The organism is Achromobacter dolens (genome assembly GCF_902859745.1).
Taxonomy (GTDB): domain Bacteria; phylum Pseudomonadota; class Gammaproteobacteria; order Burkholderiales; family Burkholderiaceae_B; genus Achromobacter; species Achromobacter dolens.
Genome location: NZ_CADIJW010000029.1, coordinates 40,858 through 61,017, shown reverse-complemented (window position 1 = coordinate 61,017; position 20,160 = coordinate 40,858). Strand labels below are relative to the sequence as shown.

Annotated in this window: 15 protein-coding genes; all 15 read left to right on the top strand. The window is 70.3% G+C overall.

Translation table 11 applies throughout. The features are described from left to right. The first annotated feature begins 114 nt into the window (after window positions 1–114). The 15 genes from HV783_RS19055 to HV783_RS18985 all read left to right on the top strand — a co-directional run bounded on the left by HV783_RS19055 (window position 115) and on the right by HV783_RS18985 (window position 20,159). The gene (locus HV783_RS19055; RefSeq protein ID WP_006386961.1) at window positions 115–1,293 is read left to right on the top strand and encodes an isovaleryl-CoA dehydrogenase; all 1,179 of its coding nucleotides are present in this window, start codon (window positions 115–117) and stop codon (window positions 1,291–1,293) included. Between the two features lie 22 nt (window positions 1,294–1,315). Continuing rightward, complete coding sequence (gene aceK, locus HV783_RS19050) at window positions 1,316–3,181, top strand: bifunctional isocitrate dehydrogenase kinase/phosphatase (RefSeq protein WP_175189694.1); 1,866 nt, start codon at window positions 1,316–1,318, stop codon at window positions 3,179–3,181. Window positions 3,182–3,215: 34 nt separating this feature from the next. Then, window positions 3,216–4,397 carry an acetyl-CoA C-acetyltransferase gene (locus HV783_RS19045; protein ID WP_064527688.1) on the top strand — a complete coding sequence of 394 codons (1,182 nt, stop codon included), beginning with the start codon at window positions 3,216–3,218 and terminating at the stop codon, window positions 4,395–4,397. Window positions 4,398–4,632: 235 nt separating this feature from the next. Continuing rightward, window positions 4,633–6,240, top strand: a complete 1,608-nt coding sequence (locus tag HV783_RS19040; RefSeq protein WP_175189693.1) for a carboxyl transferase domain-containing protein — start codon at window positions 4,633–4,635, stop codon at window positions 6,238–6,240. 179 nt (window positions 6,241–6,419) lie between these two features. Then, complete coding sequence (locus HV783_RS19035) at window positions 6,420–8,435, top strand: acetyl/propionyl/methylcrotonyl-CoA carboxylase subunit alpha (protein ID WP_175189692.1); 2,016 nt, start codon at window positions 6,420–6,422, stop codon at window positions 8,433–8,435. Window positions 8,436–8,560: 125 nt separating this feature from the next. Continuing rightward, a complete protein-coding gene (locus tag HV783_RS19030; RefSeq protein WP_175189691.1) occupies window positions 8,561–9,793 on the top strand; it encodes an MFS transporter in 1,233 nt (410 codons plus the stop codon). Between the two features lie 126 nt (window positions 9,794–9,919). Then, a complete protein-coding gene (locus HV783_RS19025) occupies window positions 9,920–10,690 on the top strand; it encodes an IclR family transcriptional regulator (protein WP_054504365.1) in 771 nt (256 codons plus the stop codon). Further along, the gene (locus tag HV783_RS19020) at window positions 10,683–11,831 is read left to right on the top strand and encodes a thiolase family protein (protein ID WP_054504364.1); all 1,149 of its coding nucleotides are present in this window, start codon (window positions 10,683–10,685) and stop codon (window positions 11,829–11,831) included. The genes HV783_RS19025 and HV783_RS19020 overlap by 8 nt, the downstream gene beginning before the upstream one ends. Continuing rightward, entirely contained in the window at window positions 11,828–12,169 is a 342-nt protein-coding gene (locus HV783_RS19015) for a Zn-ribbon domain-containing OB-fold protein (protein WP_054504363.1), read from the top strand. Before HV783_RS19020 ends, HV783_RS19015 begins: the two co-directional genes overlap by 4 nt. A 61-nt stretch (window positions 12,170–12,230) precedes the next feature. After that, window positions 12,231–13,202, top strand: a complete 972-nt coding sequence (locus tag HV783_RS19010; protein WP_175189690.1) for a tripartite tricarboxylate transporter substrate binding protein — start codon at window positions 12,231–12,233, stop codon at window positions 13,200–13,202. A 38-nt stretch (window positions 13,203–13,240) separates the two neighbouring features. Next, entirely contained in the window at window positions 13,241–15,388 is a 2,148-nt protein-coding gene (locus tag HV783_RS19005) for an acetate--CoA ligase family protein (protein ID WP_144656414.1), read from the top strand. Between the two features lie 33 nt (window positions 15,389–15,421). After that, window positions 15,422–16,183 carry an SDR family NAD(P)-dependent oxidoreductase gene (locus tag HV783_RS19000; RefSeq protein ID WP_020925681.1) on the top strand — a complete coding sequence of 254 codons (762 nt, stop codon included), beginning with the start codon at window positions 15,422–15,424 and terminating at the stop codon, window positions 16,181–16,183. A gap of 26 nt (window positions 16,184–16,209) precedes the next feature. Next, on the top strand, window positions 16,210–17,436 hold the full coding sequence (locus HV783_RS18995; RefSeq protein WP_006389424.1) for an acyl-CoA dehydrogenase family protein: 1,227 nt from the start codon (window positions 16,210–16,212) through the stop codon (window positions 17,434–17,436). Next, window positions 17,433–18,497 (top strand): phosphotransferase family protein, encoded by a 1,065-nt coding sequence (locus HV783_RS18990; RefSeq protein WP_175143519.1) that lies wholly within the window; start codon window positions 17,433–17,435, stop codon window positions 18,495–18,497. Before HV783_RS18995 ends, HV783_RS18990 begins: the two co-directional genes overlap by 4 nt. A 9-nt stretch (window positions 18,498–18,506) precedes the next feature. Beyond that, window positions 18,507–20,159: an acyl-CoA synthetase gene (locus tag HV783_RS18985; RefSeq protein ID WP_175189689.1), complete on the top strand. Its 1,653-nt coding sequence runs from the start codon at window positions 18,507–18,509 to the stop codon at window positions 20,157–20,159. The last annotated feature ends 1 nt before the right edge of the window (window position 20,160 follow it).

The window sequence follows — 20,160 nt, the reverse complement described above, 5'->3', positions numbered from 1 at the left end:
GCTGCATCATTGCGTAGCCAGCGTCGATCAGCGCATCATGGGGCCACGCGGCGAGATCCGGCGCGATCGCAGGCGCCCATAAGAATGTAAGTACCCACTATCACGGAGACAGCGATGAACCTTCCTGGCCTGAACTTCGATCTGGGCGAAGACCTGGACATGCTGCGCGACGCCGTGCGCACTTTCGCGCAGGCCGAGATCGCGCCGCGCGCGGCCGAAGTCGACCGCAGCGACCAGTTCCCCATGGACCTCTGGCGCAAGTTTGGCGACCTGGGCGTGCTGGGCATGACGGCCAGCGAGGAATACGGCGGCGCCAACATGGGCTACCTGGCCCACATGGTGGCGATGGAGGAAATCTCCCGCGCCAGCGCCTCGATCGGCCTGTCCTACGGCGCCCACTCCAACCTGTGCGTCAACCAGATCAACCGCAACGGCACCCCGGCCCAGAAGGCCAAGTACCTGCCCAAGCTGATTTCCGGCGAGCACGTCGGCGCGCTGGCCATGAGCGAACCGGGCGCCGGCTCGGACGTGGTCAGCATGAAGCTGCGCGCCGACAAGAAGGGCGACCGCTACGTGCTCAACGGCTCCAAGATGTGGATCACCAACGGCCCCGACGCCGACACCCTGGTGGTCTACGCCAAGACCGACCCCGAGGCGCACCAGCGCGGCATCACCGCGTTCCTGGTGGAAAAGGGCTTCAAGGGTTTCTCGGTGGCGCAGAAGCTGGACAAGCTCGGCATGCGCGGCAGCCACACCGGCGAACTGGTGTTCCAGGACTGCGAGATCCCCGAGGAAAACGTGCTGGGCCAGGTCAACGGCGGCGTCAAGGTGCTGATGAGCGGCCTGGACTACGAGCGCGCCGTGCTGTCGGGCGGCCCGGTCGGCATCATGCAGGCCGTGATGGACGTGGTGGTGCCGTACATCCATGACCGCAAGCAGTTCGGCCAGGCCATCGGCGAATTCCAGTTGATCCAGGGCAAGGTGGCGGACCTGTACACCACGCTGCAGGCCAGCCGCGCCTTCTGCTACCAGGTCGGCAAGAACCTCGACCGCCTGGGCGCCGAGCACGTGCGCCAGGTGCGCAAGGACTGCGCCGCGCTGATCCTGTACACCGCCGAGAAGGCCACCTGGATGGCCGGCGAGGGCGTGCAGATCCTGGGCGGCAATGGCTACATCAATGAGTACCCGGTGGGCCGCCTGTGGCGCGACGCCAAGCTGTACGAAATCGGCGCCGGCACCAGCGAGATCCGCCGCATGCTGATCGGCCGCGAGCTGTTCGCCGAGACGGCCTGAGTCCCCCCGGAAGTCGTTTGCCATGATCCGCACGTCCGACGTCCAGCACATCGAGCAGGCGCCCGTCCGGGGCCCCTCGCCGCTGGACGTCGCGCGCCGCATCCTGGCCGGCTTCGACCGCCACTACGCGCTGTTCCGCTACAGCGCGCAGCGCGCCAAGGCGCTGTTCGAATCGGGCGACTGGCACGGCATCCAGCACCTGTCGCGCGAGCGCATCGAGTACTACGACATGCGGGTGCGCGAATGCGCCAGCCAGCTCGAAGGCGTGCTGCGCGGCCGGCCCGAGGGCGCCGTCGGCGCCCATGCCCCCAATGGCGCGAACGGCGCCGCGGGCGCCGCGCTGACGGATGCGCAGACCGCCTACTGGCAGCAGATCAAGCAGGAATTCGTCGGCCTGCTGGGCGAGCACCGCCAGCCCGAATGCGCCGAGACCTTCTTCAACTCGGTGTCATGCCGGCTGCTGCACCGCGACTATTTCCACAACGATTTCCTGTTCGTGCGGCCGGCCGTGGCCACCGACTACCTGGACAGCCGCATGCCGTCGTACCGGGTCTACTACCCGGTGACCGAGGGCCTGCACAAAAGCCTCATCCGCATGGTGGCCGACTTCGGCCTGGCGCTGCCGTTCGAGGACCTGCCGCGCGACACCCGCCTGCTGGCGCGCGCCGCCATCGGCCAACTGCGCCGGCAGTTGCCGCGCCACGTCGGCCGTCGCATCGCCAGCGACTGCCAGGTGCATGCGCTGGGTTCGCTGTTCTTTCGCAACAAGGGCGCCTACATCGTCGGCCGCCTGATCAACCAGGGCACCGTCTACCCCTTCGCCGTGGCGCTCACGCGCAACCCGGCCGGGCAGGTGAACCTGGACGCGCTGCTGCTGGGCGCGGACGACCTGAGCACGCTGTTCAGCTTCACGCGCGCGTATTTCCTGGTGGACATGGAGACGCCCGCCGCGGTGGTCAACTTCCTGGCCAGCCTGTTGCCGCGCAAGCCCAAGGCCGAGCTGTACACCATGATCGGCCTGCAGAAGCAGGGCAAGACGCTGTTCTACCGCGATTTCCTGCACCACCTGGCGCATTCGCGCGACGCCTTCGACATCGCGCCCGGCATCAAGGGCATGGTGATGTGCGTGTTCACGCTGCCGTCCTATCCCTATGTGTTCAAGCTGATCAAGGACCGCATCGATAAGGACGGCATGGACCACGCCACCGTGCGGCGCAAGTACCAGATGGTCAAGCTGCACGACCGCGTCGGCCGCATGGCCGACACCTGGGAATACTCGCAGGTGGCGCTGCCGCGCGCCCGCTTCGCGCCGCGGCTGCTGGACGAACTGCGGCGCCTGGTGCCCAGCCTGATCGAGGAAACCGGGGACACGGTGGTCATCCGCCACGTCTACATCGAGCGGCGCATGACGCCGCTGAACCTGTACCTGAGCCAGGCGCCCGATGCGCTGCTGGAGCCGGCCGTGCGCGAATACGGCGACGCCATCCGCCAGTTGGCCGCCGCCAATATCTTCCCCGGCGACATGCTCTACAAGAACTTCGGCGTGACGCGGCTGGGCCGGGTCGTGTTCTACGACTACGACGAAATCCAGCGCATGACCGAAATGAATTTCCGACGGATTCCGCCCGCCCCCAATGAAGAGGCGGAAATGGCGTCGGAACCTTGGTACGCGGTCGGACCGAACGACGTCTTCCCCGAGGAGTTCGGCCGTTTCCTGCTGGGCGACGCGCGCGTACGCGGCGCCTTTCTGCGCCACCACGCCGACCTGCTGGAACCGGAATGGTGGCAGGCCTGTCGCGCCCACGTGGCGCAAGGCCGGATCGAAGAATTTTTCCCTTACGATACGGACAGGCGCCTGCGCCCGGCACCCGCCGGCGCGGCCTCGTAAGCAGACGCTGTCCCGACCCTCACAGGAGCTAGTCATGTCAGATCCCATCGTTATCGTTTCCGTCGCCCGCACGCCCATGGGCGGCATGCTCGGCAGCCTGTCCGGCCTGGCCGCGCACGAACTCGGCTCGATCGCCATCAAGGCCGCCGTCGAGCGCGCCGGCGTCAAGCCCGAACAGATCGAAGAAGTCATCATGGGCAACGTGCTGCAGGCCGGCCAGGGCCAGGCGCCCGCTCGCCAGGCCGCGCTGGGCGCGGGCCTGCCGCTGGGCGTGGCGTGCACCACCATCCACAAGGTGTGCGGTTCGGGCCTGAAGGCCGCCATGTTCGGCCACGACCTGCTGGCCGCGGGCTCGGCCAACATCGTCGTCGCCGGTGGCCAGGAAAGCATGAGCAACGCGCCCTACCTGCTGCTCAAGGGCCGCCAGGGCTACCGCTACGGCCACAACACCGTGTACGACCACATGGCGCTGGACGGCCTGGAAGACGCCTACGACAAGGGCAAGGCCATGGGCGTGTTCGCCGAGGACTGCGCCGCCAAGTATTCGTTCACCCGCGAGCAGCAGGATGCGTTCTCGCTGGAATCGCTGCGCCGCGCCCGCGCCGCCACCGAGGACGGCAGCTTCAAGTGGGAAATCACCCCGGTCACGGTCGCCGGCCGCAAGGGCGACACCGTGATCGACACCGACGAGGCCCCCACCAAGGCCATGCCGGAAAAGATCCCGACGCTCAAGCCCGCGTTCAAGAAGGACGGCACCGTCACCGCCGCCAACTCGTCGTCGATCTCCGATGGCGCCGCCGCCATGGTGCTGATGCGCGCCTCCACCGCCGAGAAGCTCGGTGTCAAGCCGCTGGCCCGCATCGTGGCGCACAGCCAGCACTCGCAGGAACCGAACTGGTTCACCACCGCCCCCGTCGGCGCCTTGAAGAACCTGTTCGCCAAGACCGGCTGGAAGGCCGAGGACGTGGACCTGTACGAGATCAACGAAGCCTTCGCGGTGGTCACCATGGCCGCCATGGCCGACTTCAAGCTGCCGCATGAAAAGGTCAACATCCACGGCGGCGCCACCGCCCTGGGCCACCCCATCGGCGCCTCCGGCGCGCGCCTGATGACCACGCTGATCGGCGCGCTGCGCAAGACCGGCGGCAAGCGCGGCGTGGCCACGCTGTGCATCGGCGGCGGCGAAGCCGTGGCGATGGCGATCGAGATGGTCTAAATCCGCATGTTCGGGAAGCGGGCCTCGGCCCGCTTCCCGAACCGGATTCCGCTGCGCCTTTCCTGCATGGCAGTGTCCGCGACGGGTCGGTCGCGGGCCGTGCGGGAGAGGCGCAACGAAATCCGGACAAGCAACAAAAATCATCGACAACCATGCCCGGCCCACCGGGCGGCGAGACAAACCGCTCGATTCCGAGCGCCTTCAACATCCCAATCAGCAGGACGGGTGGTACCCCATGCCCATCATCGAATCCCGCATCAATCCGCGGTCGCAGGACTACACCGACAACGCGCGCGCCATGCAGGCGCAACTGGACGACCTGAGCCGGCAACTGGCGCAGACCGCCCTGGGCGGCAGCGAATCGTCGCGCGCCAAGCACGTGGCGCGCGGCAAGCTGCTGCCGCGCGACCGCGTCGAGAACCTGATTGATCCGGGGTCGCCGTTCCTGGAACTGTCGCCGATGGCGGCGCATGGCATGTACGACGGCGAAGCGCCGGGCGCGGGCGTCATCACCGGCATCGGCCGCATCGCCGGCACCGAATGTGTCATCGTCTGCAACGACGCCACCGTCAAGGGCGGCACCTACTATCCGATGACGGTCAAGAAGCACCTGCGCGCGCAGGAGATCGCCGCGCAGAACCGCCTGCCGTGCGTCTACCTGGTCGACTCCGGCGGCGCCAACCTGCCGCAACAGGACGAGGTCTTTCCGGACCGCGAACACTTCGGCCGCATCTTCTACAACCAGGCGCAGATGTCGGCGCAGGGCATCGCGCAGATCGCGGTGGTGATGGGGTCCTGCACCGCCGGCGGCGCCTACGTGCCCGCCATGAGCGACGAGTCCATCATCGTCAAGAACCAGGGCACCATCTTCCTGGGCGGCCCGCCGCTGGTGAAGGCCGCCACCGGCGAGGAAGTCAGCGCCGAGGACCTGGGCGGCGGCGACGTGCACACGCGCCTGTCGGGCGTGGCCGACCACCTGGCCGCCAACGACATGCACGCGCTGCAACTGGCGCGCGGCGCCGTGGCGCGCCTGAACCGCAAGAAGCCGGCGCCGCTGGCCACCGTGCCGGTGCGCGAACCGCGCTACGACCCGGCCGAGCTGAACGGCATCATCCCCGCCGACACGCGCAAGCCGTATGACGTGCGCGAGGTCATCGCGCGCATCGTCGACGGCTCCGAGTTCGACGAATTCAAGGCGCGCTTCGGCCCCACGCTGGTGACGGGCTTTGCCCACATCCACGGCATGCCAGTGGGCATCGTCGCCAACAACGGCATCCTGTTCTCGGAATCGGCGCAGAAGGGCGCGCACTTCATCGAGCTGTGCGCGCAGCGCAAGATCCCGCTGGTGTTCCTGCAGAACATCACCGGCTTCATGGTCGGCCGCAAGTACGAAAACGAAGGCATTGCGCGCCACGGCGCCAAGATGGTGACGGCCGTGGCCACGGCCAACGTGCCCAAGTTCACCGTGCTGATCGGCGGCTCGTTCGGCGCCGGCAACTACGGCATGTGCGGCCGCGCCTACTCGCCGCGCCTCTTGTTCATGTGGCCCAACGCGCGCATCTCGGTGATGGGCGGCGAGCAGGCCGCCAGCGTGCTGGCCACGGTCAAGCGCGACGGCATCGAGGCGCGCGGCGGCCAGTGGTCGGCGGCCGAGGAGGACGCCTTCAAGGCGCCGATCCGCGAACAGTACGAACGCGAGGGCCATCCGTACTACGCCACCGCGCGGCTGTGGGACGACGGCATCATCGCGCCGGCGGACACGCGCCGCGTGCTGGGGCTGGCGCTGTCGGCGGCGCTGAACGCGCCGATCGAAGACACGCGCTTCGGCGTCTTCCGGATGTAGAAGAAAGCCCACCCCCTACGCGCTGCGCGCGCCCCCTCAAGGGGGCGACACCGGCGGACCGGCGAAGCCGGATCCGCGGTGTCCCCGGTAAGGTCGGCGTGATGCGACGTGTGAGGGTTTTGGATGCAACGCGCTCCGCTGCAACGTAGTCAACGAATCATCCCAGTCTGGATAACGCCATGTTCGATACCCTGCTGATTGCCAACCGCGGCGAAATCGCCTGCCGCGTCGCCGCCACCGCCCGCCGCCTGGGCATCCGCACCGTCGCCGTCTATTCCGACGCCGACGCCGACGCCCGCCACGTCGCCGCCTGCGACATCGCGGTGCACATCGGCGGCCCCGAGCCGCGCGCCAGCTACCTGCGCGCCGACGCCATCCTGCAAGCCGCGCGCGATACCGGCGCCCAAGCCATCCACCCCGGCTACGGCTTCCTGTCGGAAAACGAAGCCTTCGCCGAAGCCGCCGAACAGGCCGGCATCGCCTTCGTCGGCCCGCCGGCCTCGGCCATCGCCGCCATGGGCAGCAAGTCCGCCGCCAAGTCGCTGATGGAGAAGGCCGGCGTGCCGCTGGTGCCCGGCTACCACGGCGACAACCAGGACCCGCTATTCCTCAAGGAGCAGGCCGACGCCATCGGCTACCCGGTGCTGATCAAGGCCAGCGCCGGCGGCGGCGGCAAGGGCATGCGCGTGGTCGAATCGTCCGGCGCGTTCCTCGATGCGCTGGCCTCGTGCCAGCGCGAGGCCGCCTCCAGCTTCGGCGACGACCGCGTGCTGATCGAACGCTACCTGCAGAAGCCGCGCCACATCGAGATCCAGGTATTCGCCGACAGCCACGGCAACTGCGTCTACCTGTTCGAGCGCGACTGCTCGGTGCAGCGCCGCCACCAGAAGGTGATCGAGGAAGCGCCCGCGCCCGGCATGACCGAGGAACGCCGCCGCGCCATGGGCGAAGCCGCCGTGGCCGCCGCGCGCGCGGTAGGCTACGTGGGCGCCGGCACGGTGGAATTCATCGCCGAGCCCGACGGCCGCTTCTACTTCATGGAAATGAACACGCGCCTGCAGGTCGAGCACCCGGTCACCGAGATGATCACCGGCCACGACCTGGTCGAGTGGCAGTTGCGCGTGGCCGCCGGCCAGCCGCTGCCGGCGCGCCAGGAAGACCTGCGCATCCACGGCCACGCCATCGAGGCCCGCATCTACGCCGAGAACCCCGAGAAAGGCTTCCTGCCGTCGATCGGCACGCTGGTCTACCTGGGCCTGCCGGCCCACGTCGCCTTCGCCAACGGCGATATCCGCGTCGATGGCGGGGTGCGCACCGGCGACACCATCACGCCGTTCTACGACCCCATGATCGCCAAGCTGATCGTGCACGGCGCCGACCGCGACCAGGCCCGCGCCCGCATGCTGCGGGCGCTGGCGCAGACCCAGGCGGTGGGGGTGCAGACCAACGTCGCCTTCCTGTCGCGCCTGATGCGCGACAGCGCCTTCGCCGCCGCCGACCTCGACACCGGCCTGATCGAGCGCCAGCGCGCCACGCTGCTGCCCGAACCCACGCCTGCCGACGCCGCCACGCTGGCGCTGGCCACGGCCGCCGTGCTGGCCAGCCAGGGCCAGGCGCAATCGGCGCCCCACGGCGCCACCCCGGCCGATCCGTGGGACACGCGCGACGGCTGGCGCCTGGGCGGCCGCTACCAGCGCACGCTGCAATGGATCGACAATGGCGAGACCCGTCACGTCACCGTCGCGCGCCAGGGCGCCGACTGGCTGCTGGACAGCGGCGACGGCGCCCGGCCCTTCGCCTGGCGCGCCGAGGACCGCGATGGCCCGGCCCGCGTGCTGCGCATCACCCTGGACGGCCGCGAACGCGCCGGCACCGTGGTGCTGCACGCCGACAAGGCCCACGTCTTCGGCGACGGCGGCGCGCGCGTGCTGGACCTGTACGACCCGCTGGCGCACGCCCAGGACACCCAGGGCGACCACGGCGGCGGCCTGACCGCCCCCATGCCGGGCAAGATCATCTCCATCGCCGTCAAGGCCGGCGACAGCGTCGCCAAGGGCCAGCCGCTGCTGGTGATGGAGGCGATGAAGATGGAGCACACCATCTCCGCGCCGGCCGACGGCAAGGTCGAGGAACTGTTCTACGCGGTGGGCGACCAGGTCACGGAAGGCGCGGAACTGGTGTCGATCGGCGCCTGAAGCGGCCCCGCTCCCACGGCGCGCAAGACCCCACGGCCGGCGGGCGCTTTAGTTTGGCGTCAGCCGGCTGTTTATAGAATGCGCATTCCGGCGCCGTCCGCGCGCCTGCCGCGCGTTCCGCCCCGATGCCCGCCCCCGACTCGCCCAGTCCGCTTTACCGACCCGCCTTCCTGCACTTCCTGTTCGCGCGCATCGGCGCGTCGCTGGCCTTCCAGATCGTCTCGGTGGCGGTGGGCTGGCAGATCTACGCGCTGTCGGGCAGCGCGCTCGACCTGGGCCTGATCGGTCTGGCGCAGTTCCTGCCGATGGCGGCGCTGACGCTGGTGGTCGGCCACGTGGCCGACCGCTACGACCGCCGCAAGATCGTCGCCATCTGCATGGCGGTCGAGACCCTGGCCACGCTGCTGCTGGCGATCGCGGCGCTGCACGGCGTCGGCGGCAAGACGCTGATCTACGCCACCCTCATCATCATGAGCTCGGCGCGCGCCTTCGAGGCGCCCACGCTGACCACGCTGATTCCGGCCATCGTGCCGCGCGAATGGCTGCCGCGCGCCACCGCGCTGTCGTCCTCCGGCGGCCAGATCGCGCAGATCGCCGGCCCGGCGCTGGGCGGCATCGGCTATGGCCTGGGGGCAGGGTGGATCTACTGCGTGGCGGCGGCGCTGTACCTGTGCGGCTTCGCCTGCATCGCCAGCATGTCGATCGACCGCGCCCCGCCGCGCAGGGAGCCGACCACCTGGCGCACGCTGTTCGCGGGCATCACCTTCATCTTCCAGCGCCGCATTCTGCTGGGCACGCTGTCGCTGGACCTGTTCGCGGTGCTGCTGGGCGGCGCCACGGCGCTGCTGCCGATCTTCGCCAAGGACATTCTCAACGCCGGTCCGTGGGCCCTGGGCGCGCTGCGCTCCGCGCCGGCCTGTGGCGCCATGCTGATGTCGCTGACGCTGGCGCGGCTGAGCCTGGGCGAGCACGTCGGCCGCCTGCTGTTCGGCGCGCTGATCCTGTTCGGCCTGGCCACCACCGTGTTCGGCCTGTCGACCTCGATCCCGCTCTCGGTGGGCGCGCTGGTGGTGCTGGGCGCGGCCGACGCCATCAGCGTGGTGGTGCGCTCGTCGCTGGTGCAGTTGAACACGCCCGACCACATGCTGGGCCGCGTCAGCGCGGTCAACACGCTGTTCGTCGGCGCCTCGAACCAGTTGGGGGAATTCGAGTCCGGCGTGATGGCCGCGCTGCTGGGCGCGGTGCCGGCGGTGGTGGTGGGCGGCCTGGGCACGATTGCGGTGGCGGGGCTGTGGATGCACTGGTTCCCGGAGCTGCGCAGGCTGCGTTCGCTGCATCCCGAAACCGAACCGGCCTGACGCTGCCTGCAGCGCCCGGCAAACCGCGATTGTTGCTGGGCGAAATTTTGTTGCGACGCAACTTTACCCTCGCGGCCGGCCTGCCTATCTTGTGACCATGTTCAGCCAACGGGTCCTGCCGCTGCCATGTCTTCACCGGATACCAGCCTTGTTTCCGCGACGAAAAAGGTCTGCCGCGTCCTCGCCAGCCTGTCGAACCGGCGCGTCCAGCGCCTGACCGACATCGCCCAGGCAGCGCAGTTGGACGTGTCCACCGCGCTGCGCATCCTGAAGGACCTGGAGGCCGAGGGTTTCGTGGAGCGAGACCCGGTCAGCAAGCACTACATGCTTGGTCCGCAGGTCTATGCCATGCACCATGCCATGGTCGACGGCCTCGATCTGCGCGCCCTGGCGCGGCCAGCGCTGATCCGCCTGGCGCGCAAGTTCGGCGACACCGTCATCCTGTCGATGCCAACCGGCTGGGAATCGGTCTGCCTGGACCTGTGCTTCGGCGACTATCCGATCCGCGCCAACTACCTGGAGGTCGGCAGCCGCCGTCCGCTTGGCATCGGCGCCGGCAGCCTGGCGCTGCTGGCGGCCATGGACGAGAACGAAACCCAGGCGGTGCTGCCGCCGGTGCACCAGCGGTTGCAGGAACGCTACCCGCGCTATCCCGTGCGGCTGCTGGAACAGATGACGGCGCGCGCCCGCGAGCTCGGCCACGCCATGCTGCTGGACGTGGTGGTGGAAAAGATGGGGGGCCTGGGCGTGGCCGTGCGCGGCCCCAGCGGCCGCGCCATCGCCGCGCTGAGCGTGGCCGCCTTGAGCGAGCGGGTCGAATCGCGCGAACAGGAACTGGCCCAGGCGCTGGCCGCCGAAGCCCGCGCCATCGAACGCGCCTGGATGCCCCATGCCTGATCTTCACCACGCCTGCCTGCTGGCCGCGGCCACCACGCGCTTCGGCCGCCACGAGGGCCGCTCGGCCCTGGACCTGATGGCCGAGGCCGCCAACGCCGCGCTGGCGCAGTCCGGCCTGCGGCGCGCCGATATCGACGGCGTGCTGTGCGGCTACGCCACCACCTTTCCGCACTTGATGCTGGCCACGCTGCTCAGCGAAAAGCTGGGCCTGGACCCGCGCTACGCCCACGGCATGCAGATGGGCGGCGCCACCGGCGCGGCCATGGTGATGCTGGCGCGCGAACTGGTGCGCGCCGGCCGCTGCCGCCGCGTGCTGGTGGTGGCGGGCGAGAACCGCCTGACCGGCCAGGCCGTCGACGCCTCCATCCAGACACTGGCGCAGGTTGGCGAAGCCGATACCGAGGTGCCCAACGGCGCGTCGGTGCCGGCCTATTACGCGCTGCTGGCCTCCGCCTACATGCACCGGACCGGCACCCGCCGCGAAGACCTGGCCGAGCTCGCCGCGTTGATGCGCCGCCACGCCGCCAGCCACCCCCATGCGCACCTGAACGAAGCCATCAGCGTGGACCAGGTGCTGGCGTCCCGGCCCATCGCCACGCCGCTGCACCTGCTGGACTGCTGCCCGATTTCCGACGGCGCGGTGGCGCTGGTGGTCGGCGCCGACGAAGGGCCGGTGCGCATCAGCGGCGCGGGGCAGGCGCATCGCCACCAGCACCTGTCGGCGCTGCGCGACATTCTCGACACCGGCGCGGCGCGCGCGCTCGGGCAGGCCTATGCCGACGCCGGCATCGGCCCGGACCAGGTCGACTACCTGGGCATCTACGACTCCTTCACCATCACGTTGGCCATGCTGCTGGAAGAACTGGGCTTCGCGCCGCGCGGCGGCGCGGCGGATCGCGCACGGCGCGGCGACTTCGACGCGGCCGGGCCGCTGCCGCTCAACACCCATGGGGGCCTGCTGTCGTTCGGGCATTCCGGCGTGGCCGGCGGCATGGCGCACGTGGCCGAGGCCTGGACGCAGTTGGCGGGCCAGGCCGGATCGCGGCAGGCGGGCGCGCCGCGCTGCGCGCTGGTGCATGCGGACGGCGGCGTGCTGTCCGCCCACGTCAGCCTGGTGCTGCAGGCGGAGGGCCATCGATGAACACCCGCGATCCGCTGGAATTGCAGCGCTGCGAGGATTGCGGCGCCTGGTGGGCGCTGCGCCCCTACGCCTGCGCCCATTGCGGCGGCACCCATCTGCCATGGCGGCGCAGCAGCGGCGCGGGCGTAGTGCTGGCGCGCACCGAGATCCACCGCGCGCCCGACGCATTCTGGCGCGCGCACGTGCCCTACGTGCTGGTGCTGGTGCGCCTGGAAGAGGGCGCGGTGCTGATGGGCCATGCCGACGCCGGCATCGCCATCGGCCAGCAGGTCATGGGCCGCGCGATCACGATCGACGGCCGCGCATTGCTCGGTTTCGAGGCGCGCCGGCCGCCTTGAAGCGCCGCCGGCAACACCATCCCCAGCAAAACAACATATCCGCACGACGGAGGAGACAATCATGCGCGCAATCGCAGCATGCCGCACGGCCCTGGCCGCGCTTTCCCTGGTGGCAGCCGCCGCCTCGGCCGCCCAGGACTGGCCGACCAAACCCATCACCCTGGTGGTGCCGTACCCGCCGGGCGGGCCCACCGACATCGTGGCCCGCGTGGTCGCGCAGGGCCTGGGCGACGAACTCAAGCAGACCATCATCGTCGACAACCGCTCCGGCGCCGGCGGCAACATCGGCGCCGACATGGTGGCCAAGGCCGCGCCCGACGGCTACACGCTGCTGCTGGCGACCACGGCCCACGCCATCAACATGTCGCTGTTCAAGAACCTGAACTACGACACCCGCAAGAGCTTCGCGCCCGTGTCGCTGCTGACCAGCGGCCCGCTGGTGATCGTGACGCGGCCGGACCTGCCCGCCGGCAACGTGCGCGAGCTGATCGCGCTGGCCAAGTCCACGCCGGGCAAGCTGACCTTCGCCTCGTCGGGCAACGGCCAGTCCACCCACCTGGCGGCCGAACTGTTCGGCGCCATGGCCGGCCTGCGCATGGTGCACGTGCCCTATCGCGGCAGCGCGCCGGCCCTGACAGACGTGATGGGCGGCCAGGCCGACATCATGTTCGACACCATGCTGTCGTCGATGCCCTACGTGAACGGCGGCAAGCTCAAGGCGCTGGCCGTGACCGGCGCAGCGCGCTCGCCCGCCGCGCCCAACGTGCCCACCGTGGCCGAGGCCGGGCTGCCGGGCTACGAAGCCACCGCCTGGAACGGGCTGCTGGCCCCGGCCGGCACGCCGGCATCGGTGGTGGACCGATTGAACGGCGCCCTGCAGAAGGTGCTGGGCCGCGCCGACATCCAGCAGAAATTCGCCGCCCAGGGCTTCGCCCCGGCATGGAAGACGCCTACCGACACGGCGCGCTTCCTCGATGTCGAGGTCGATAAATGGGCCGGCGTGGTCAAGACTTCCGGCGCCACGGTCAATTGACCGCGCGCGGCCGCCTTCATCCTACCCAGGGGAGTTTCATGGCTTCTGTACCCATCGGCGACGCCAGCCTCGCGCGCCTGCTCGATCCGGCCTCGATCGCGATCGTCGGCGCCTCCGACAATCCCGACAAGATCGGCGGCCGGCCGATCCACTACATGCGGCGCCACGGCTATGCGGGCACGCTGTACCCGATCAACCCGCAACGCGCCGAAGTCCAGGGCGAACGCGCCTGGCCCAGCCTGGCCGCGTTGCCCGCCGCGCCGGACCTGGCGATCGTGGCGGTGGCGGGCGAGCAGGCGTTGCGGGCGGTGGATGACTGCGCCGCGCTGGGCGTGGCGGCGGCCATCGTCATCTCGGCCGGCTTCTCGGAAACCGGTGAGGCCGGGCGCGCCCTGCAGGATGCGATGACGGCGCGCGCCCGCGCCGCCGGCATGCGCATCGTCGGCCCCAACTCGCAGGGCCTGGCCAACTTCGGCAACGGCGCCATCGCCAGCTTCTCCACCATGTTCCTGGAGGTGGCGCCGGGCGACGGGCCGGTGGCGGTCATCAGCCAGAGCGGCGGCATGTGCGCCATGGTCTACGGCCTGCTGCGCCAGCGCGGCATCGGCGTGCGCCACGTGCATGCCACCGGTAACGAGGCCGACGTGTCGGTCGCCGAACTGGCCTGCGCGACGCTGCGCGATCCGGAAGTCGGCTGCGTGCTGCTGTACCTGGAATCGCTGCGCGAGGCAGGGCCGCTGGCCGAGGCGGCCGCGCTGGCGCGGGCGCGCGGCGTGCCGCTGATCGTGGTCAAGTCGGGCCGCTCCGAGGCCGGCGCGCGCGCCGCGGCCTCGCATACCGGCGCGCTGGCCAATGAGGACCGCGCGGTGGATGCGTTCTTCGAACACCACGGCATCCTGCGCGCGCGCGATCCGCAGGAACTGGTGCGCTACGCCGAACTGGCCCTGCGCAGCCCCTTGCCGCAAGGCCCGCGCGTGGTGGTGGTCAGCAACTCCGGCGCCAGCTGCGTGCTGGCCTCGGACGCGGCCGCCGAGCGCGGCCTGGAGATCGCGCCGCTGGCCGACGCCACCCAGCAGGCGCTGGCCGAGCGTCTGCCCGGCTATGCCACCACCGTCAACCCCGTGGACATCACCGCCGCGCTGCTGTCGAACAACGGCCTGTTCGGGCAAGTGCTGCCCGTAATCGGCGCCGACCCGGCGGCCGACATGTTCCTGCTCGATATTCCAGTGGCGGGGCGCGGCTACGACGTGGCCTCGTTCGCGGCGGATGCGGCCGGCTTCGCGCAAACCGCCTCCAAACCGGTCGTGGTGGTGGCGTGGCAGGACAACGTGGCCAGCGCATTCCGCGCGCGCGGCCTGCCCGTTTACGCCGACGAGATCCAGGCGATGGATGCCTTGTCGGCGCTGTTGCGCCTGCGGCGGTTGCGCGAACGCGGCCGCATGGCGTCGCCGCCAGCATCGCAAGGCATTGTGGCGGCCGATCCGGCGCCCGACGCGGCCGGCGGCTTCCTGTCCGAGGCGGCCAGCCTTGCGCTGCTGGCCGATAACGGGCTGGCGGTGATCGAACACGCCGTCTGCCGCACGGCCGACGAGGCCATTGCCGCGTGGCGCCGCATCGGCGCGCCGGTGGCATTGAAGGCCTGCTCGGCGCAACTGCCGCACAAGTCCGAACACGGGCTGGTGGCGCTGGCCCTGAACGACGAAGCCTCGCTGCGCACGGCGTTTGCCCATCAAGCCCAAACCTTGGGTAAGCTGGACGTGCGCGATGGCGCCTGGCTCGTCGCGCGGATGCAGCGCGGCCTGCAAGAATGCGCGCTGGGCGCGCGCGTTGATCCGGTGCTGGGGCCGGTCGTCATGATCGGCAGCGGCGGCAAATACGTCGAGGCGCTGCGCGACGTGGCGGTGCTGATGCCGCCGTTCGATGCCGCGCAGGTGATCGAGAAGCTGCGCGGCCTGCGCATCGGCACGCTGCTGCAAGGGGTGCGCGGCGATCCGCCGGCCGACGTGCAGGCCCTGGCGCAACAGGCGGTGGCGCTGGGCCGCTACGCCCTGGCGGCCGGTCCGCGCCTGGCGTCGGTCGACATCAACCCGGTGATGGTCGGCGCCGTGGGACAGGGCGCGGTGGCGGTGGATGCGCTGGTGGAACTCAACGCCGCGCGCCAGCCCGCCGCCAGCGAGGCGGCGTAATGCCGCCGGCACACAAACAAAGGAGACGCACCGATGTTTGAAGACCTGAAATCCAAGACCGCGCTGGTCACCGGCGCCTACAGCGGACTGGGCCGCCACTTCGCGCTGCGGCTGGCCGAGGCCGGCGCGCGCGTGGCGCTGTGCGGCCGCCGGACCGAACTGGGCGAAACCCTGGCAACGGAGATCCGCGCGCAGGGCGGCCAGGCCTGCGTCGCGGGCATGGATGTCACCCAACCCGACAGCGTGCTGGCGGCATTCACCCAGGTCGAGCAGGCGTTCGGCCCGGTCGACATCGTCGTCAACAACGCCGGCATCGCCATGACTCGCCCCGCGCTCGACATCAGCGAGGACGAGTGGACCGGCCTGATCGATGTCAACCTGAACGGCGCGTGGCGGGTGGCGCAGTGCGCCGCGCGCCACTTCCACGGCCACGGCCGGCCCGGCGCCATCATCAACATCGCCTCGATCCTGGGCCAGCGCGTGGCCTCGCACGTGGCCGCCTACACCGCCGCCAAGGCCGGCCTGCTGCACCTGACCCGCGCCCTGGCGCTGGAATGGGCGCGCCACGGCATCCGCGTGAACGCGCTGGCGCCCGGCTACATCGGCACCGACCTGAATCGCGACTTCTTCGCCACGCCCGCCGGCGAGGCCCTGGTCAAGCGCATCCCGCAGCGCCGCCTGGGCCGCCCGCAGGACCTGGACGGCCCCTTGCTGCTGCTGGCCTCCGATGCCTCCGCCTACATGACCGGCGCGGTCATCGACGTGGACGGCGGCCACCTGGCCAGCTCGCTCTGAACCCGCATCCCATCCGGAGACCCGCCATGGATTTTTCGCTGCCCCCCGAACTCGAAGACTACCGCCAGCGCGTGCGCGCCTTCGTCGACCGCGAGCTGATTCCGCTGGAAGCCGACCGCGCCAACTACGACGACCACGAGAACATCGACGCAGCCCTGCTGGACCGCGTGCGCGCCAAGGCCCGCGAGGCCGGCCTGTGGGCCCTGCAGATGCCGCGCAAGCGCGGCGGCCAGGGCCTGCCGATGGTGGGCCTGGCCGCCTGCTACGAAGAGATGAACCGCTCCATCTTCGGCCCGGCCGCCTTCAACGCCGCCGCCCCCGACGACGGCAACATGCGCGTGCTGGCGCAGGTGGCGCGGCCCGACCAGCAGGACCGCTGGCTGCAACCCATCATCGACGGCAAGGTGCGCTCGTCCTTCGTGATGACCGAACCCAGCCCCGGCAGCGGCTCGGACCCGTCAATGATGCGCACCACCGCCACCCGCCAGGGCGACAAATGGCTGATCCATGGCCGCAAGTGGTTCATCACCGGCGCCGGCGCCGCGCAGCATTTCATCCTGATCGCGCGCACTTCGGACGACGCCCGCAAGGGCCTGTCGGCCTTCCTGTTCGACGCCGACCAGCCCGGCTGGCGCATTGTCCGCCGCATCCCCATCATGGGCCCGGAAGAACACGGCGGCCATTGCGAGCTGGAATTCGACGGCCTCGAAATCCCCGACGAGAACCGCCTGATGGAAGTGGGCGACGGCCTCAAGCTGACGCAGATCCGCCTGGGTCCGGCGCGCCTGACGCACTGCATGCGCTGGCTGGGCCTGGCGCGGCGCGCCATGGCGGTGGCGGTGGACTACGTCGGTGAACGCAGCAGCTTCGGCCAGAAGCTGGCCGACCGCGAGGGCGTGCAATGGCTGCTGGGCGACGCCGCCATGCAGATCGAGATCGGCCGACTGCTCACCATGCGCGCCGCCGCGCGGCTGGATCAGGGCGACTTCGCGCGCAAGGAAATCTCCATGGCCAAGATCGTGGTGTCGGAAACCCTGCACAAGGTGGTCGACACCGCGCTGCAGTTGAACGGCGCGCGCGGCTATTCCAAAGACACGCCGCTGGAATGGATCTACCGCTACGCGCGCCAGGCGCGGCTGGTGGACGGCGCCTCCGAAGTGCACAAGATGGTGCTGGCGCGTTACCTGATGGACCAGGGCGATGCGTTCTGGCAGTGGGACGACGCGGACGCGCCGCGCAAGGCGCTGGTATGAGCGCGCCCGATCACGCCACCAACGCCGCCCCCGATTGGCTGCCCGCGCTGGCCGCCTACCTGTCGGCGCAGGGCCTGGGCAACGCCAGCGGCCTGCGCGCGCGGGCATTGACGGGCGGCCAGTCCAATCCGACCTACCTGCTGGAAGATGACAGCGGTGCGCGCGTGCTGCGCAAGCAGCCGCCCGGCACGCTGCTGCCCTCGGCCCACGCCATCGACCGCGAGTACCGCGTCATGGCCGCGCTGGCCGGCACCGCCGTGCCCGTGCCGGCCATGCTGCACTACTGCGCCGACCCTTCCATCGTCGGCACACCGTTCTACCTGATGAGCTATGCGCGCGGCCGCGTCTTCATGGACCCGGCGCTGCCGGGCCTGGCCCCCGCCGAGCGCGCCGCGTTGTATGCGGAGACCGGCCGCGTGCTGGCCGCGCTGCACGCGGTGGAACCGGCCGCCGTAGGACTCGCGGACTACGGCAAGGCCGGCGACTACTTCGCGCGCCAGGTGGCGCGCTGGACCCGCCAATATCGCGACACCGAAACCACGTCCATCCCCGCCATGGACGCGCTGATCGACTGGCTGCCGCAGCATCTGCCGCATGACGACCAGACCCGCCTGGTGCACGGCGACTACCGCATCGACAACCTGGTATTCGCGCCCGACGCACCGCGCGCCATTGCGCTGCTGGACTGGGAGCTGTCGACCCTGGGCCATCCGCTGGCGGACCTGGCCTATCACTGCATGTGCTGGCGCATCCCGCCGTCCCTGTGGCGCGGCATCGCCGGCCTGGACCTGGCGGCGCTGGGCATCCCCGACGAAGCGCAGTTCGTGCGCGCCTATTGCGAGACGCGCGGCATCGCGCCGCCGCCCAACTGGGATTTCTACCTGGCCTACAGCTTCTTTCGCATCGCCGCCATTCTGCAGGGCGTGTACGCGCGCGCCCGCGCCGGCAACGCCGCCGCCACCGATGCGCTGGAGATGGGCGCGCGCGTCGAACCGCTGGCCGCGCTCGGCTGGCAGGCCGCGCAACGCGAATCCGCACGCCTGGCCACCGCAGGCCACTAGGAGCGCATCATGACCGCATCGCCATCCGCGTCCGACGACACACTGCCCCGCAACGCCGCCAACCACCAGCCCCTGACGCCGCTGGGTTTCCTGGCGTGGGCGGCGGCCGTCTACCCGGAACGCGCCGCGCTGCTGCACGGCAGCCATAGCCAGAGCTGGCGCGCCACCTACGACCGTTGCCGCCAGATGGCGGCGGCGCTGGCCGCCTGGGGCGTGCGCCGGGGCGACGTGGTGGCGGTGCTCGCGCCCAACACGCCGGCCCTGTACGAAGCGCACTTCGGCGTGCCGATGGCCGGCGCGGTGCTGAACGCGCTCAACACCCGGCTCGACGCGCGCACGCTGGCGTTCATTCTGCAACACGGCGGCGCCACCGTGCTGCTGTACGACAGCGAATACGCGCCGCTGGTGCGCGAGGTGCTGGGCCACCTGCGCACACCGCCGCGCACCGTGCGCATCGAAGACAGCGAATACACCGGCCCGCACGGCGACCTGGGCGATGCGGAGTACGAAGCCTGGCTCGCCGCGCAACCGGCCGACGCGCCCTGGGAAGGGCCGCGGGACGAATGGGACAACCTCTGCCTGAACTACACCTCGGGCACCACCGGCAACCCCAAGGGCGTGCTCTATCACCATCGCGGCGCCTACCTGAACGCCACCGGCAACGTGCTGGCCTGCGGCATGCCGCCGCACGCCGTCTACCTGTGGACGCTGCCCATGTTCCACTGCAACGGCTGGTGCTTCCCGTGGACCCTGGCGGCGCTGGCGGGCACCAACGTCTGCCTGCGGCGCGTGGAGCCGGCGGCCATCTTCGAGGCCATCCGCCGCCATCGGGTCGGCTTCTTCTGCGCCGCCCCGGTGGTGCTGAACATGCTGGTCAACGCCCCTGCCAACGTCCGCCACCGCGCCACGCATCGCGTGCAGGCCATGACCGGCGGCGCCGCGCCGCCCGCCGCCATCATCGAAGCGATGGAGCAACTGGGCGTGGGCGTCACCCACCTGTACGGACTGACCGAAACCTACGGCCCGTCGATCGGCTGCGCCTGGCACGACGAATGGGACGACCTGCCGCTGGCCGAGCGCGCCGCGCTCAAGGCCCGCATCGGCGTGCGCAAGCTCAACGTCGAAGCGGTGCAGGTGATGGACGCCGCCATGCGGCCGGTGCCGGCCGACGGCGCCACGCTGGGCGAGATCATGCTGCGCGGCAATACGTTAATGAAGGGCTACCTGCACAACCCCGACGCCACCGCCGACGCCTTCGCCGGCGGCTGGTTCCATTCCGGCGACCTGGCCGTGGTGCATCCCGACGGCTACATCGAGATCAAGGACCGCGCCAAGGACATCATCATCTCGGGCGGCGAGAACATCTCGACCGTGGAAATCGAAAGCGTGCTGTACCGCCACCCCGACGTGCTGGAAGCCGCCGTGGTGGCGCGGCCCGACGCGGTGTGGGGCGAAACGCCGTGCGCCTTCGTCACGCTGAAAGACGGCGCGGTGTGCAGCGCCGATGACCTTATCGCCTACTGCCGCGAACACCTGGCGCGCTTCAAGACGCCGCGCACCGTGGTGTTCGGCGCCCTGCCCAAGACCTCCACCGGCAAGATCCAGAAGTTCGTGCTGCGCGAGCAGGCGGCGGCGTTGGATGACGGCGAGCCTCCCGCATGAC

Coding starts and splice junctions, on each gene's coding strand:
- HV783_RS19000 (WP_020925681.1), top strand. CDS start 15,422: ATGTTTGAAGACCTGAAATCCAAGACCGCGCTGGTCACCGGCGCCTAC.
- HV783_RS19035 (WP_175189692.1), top strand. CDS start 6,420: ATGTTCGATACCCTGCTGATTGCCAACCGCGGCGAAATCGCCTGCCGC.
- HV783_RS19040 (WP_175189693.1), top strand. CDS start 4,633: ATGCCCATCATCGAATCCCGCATCAATCCGCGGTCGCAGGACTACACC.
- HV783_RS18985 (WP_175189689.1), top strand. CDS start 18,507: ATGACCGCATCGCCATCCGCGTCCGACGACACACTGCCCCGCAACGCC.
- HV783_RS19015 (WP_054504363.1), top strand. CDS start 11,828: ATGAACACCCGCGATCCGCTGGAATTGCAGCGCTGCGAGGATTGCGGC.
- HV783_RS19005 (WP_144656414.1), top strand. CDS start 13,241: ATGGCTTCTGTACCCATCGGCGACGCCAGCCTCGCGCGCCTGCTCGAT.
- HV783_RS19020 (WP_054504364.1), top strand. CDS start 10,683: ATGCCTGATCTTCACCACGCCTGCCTGCTGGCCGCGGCCACCACGCGC.
- HV783_RS19045 (WP_064527688.1), top strand. CDS start 3,216: ATGTCAGATCCCATCGTTATCGTTTCCGTCGCCCGCACGCCCATGGGC.
- HV783_RS18995 (WP_006389424.1), top strand. CDS start 16,210: ATGGATTTTTCGCTGCCCCCCGAACTCGAAGACTACCGCCAGCGCGTG.
- HV783_RS19055 (WP_006386961.1), top strand. CDS start 115: ATGAACCTTCCTGGCCTGAACTTCGATCTGGGCGAAGACCTGGACATG.
- aceK (WP_175189694.1), top strand. CDS start 1,316: ATGATCCGCACGTCCGACGTCCAGCACATCGAGCAGGCGCCCGTCCGG.
- HV783_RS19010 (WP_175189690.1), top strand. CDS start 12,231: ATGCGCGCAATCGCAGCATGCCGCACGGCCCTGGCCGCGCTTTCCCTG.
- HV783_RS19030 (WP_175189691.1), top strand. CDS start 8,561: ATGCCCGCCCCCGACTCGCCCAGTCCGCTTTACCGACCCGCCTTCCTG.
- HV783_RS19025 (WP_054504365.1), top strand. CDS start 9,920: ATGTCTTCACCGGATACCAGCCTTGTTTCCGCGACGAAAAAGGTCTGC.
- HV783_RS18990 (WP_175143519.1), top strand. CDS start 17,433: ATGAGCGCGCCCGATCACGCCACCAACGCCGCCCCCGATTGGCTGCCC.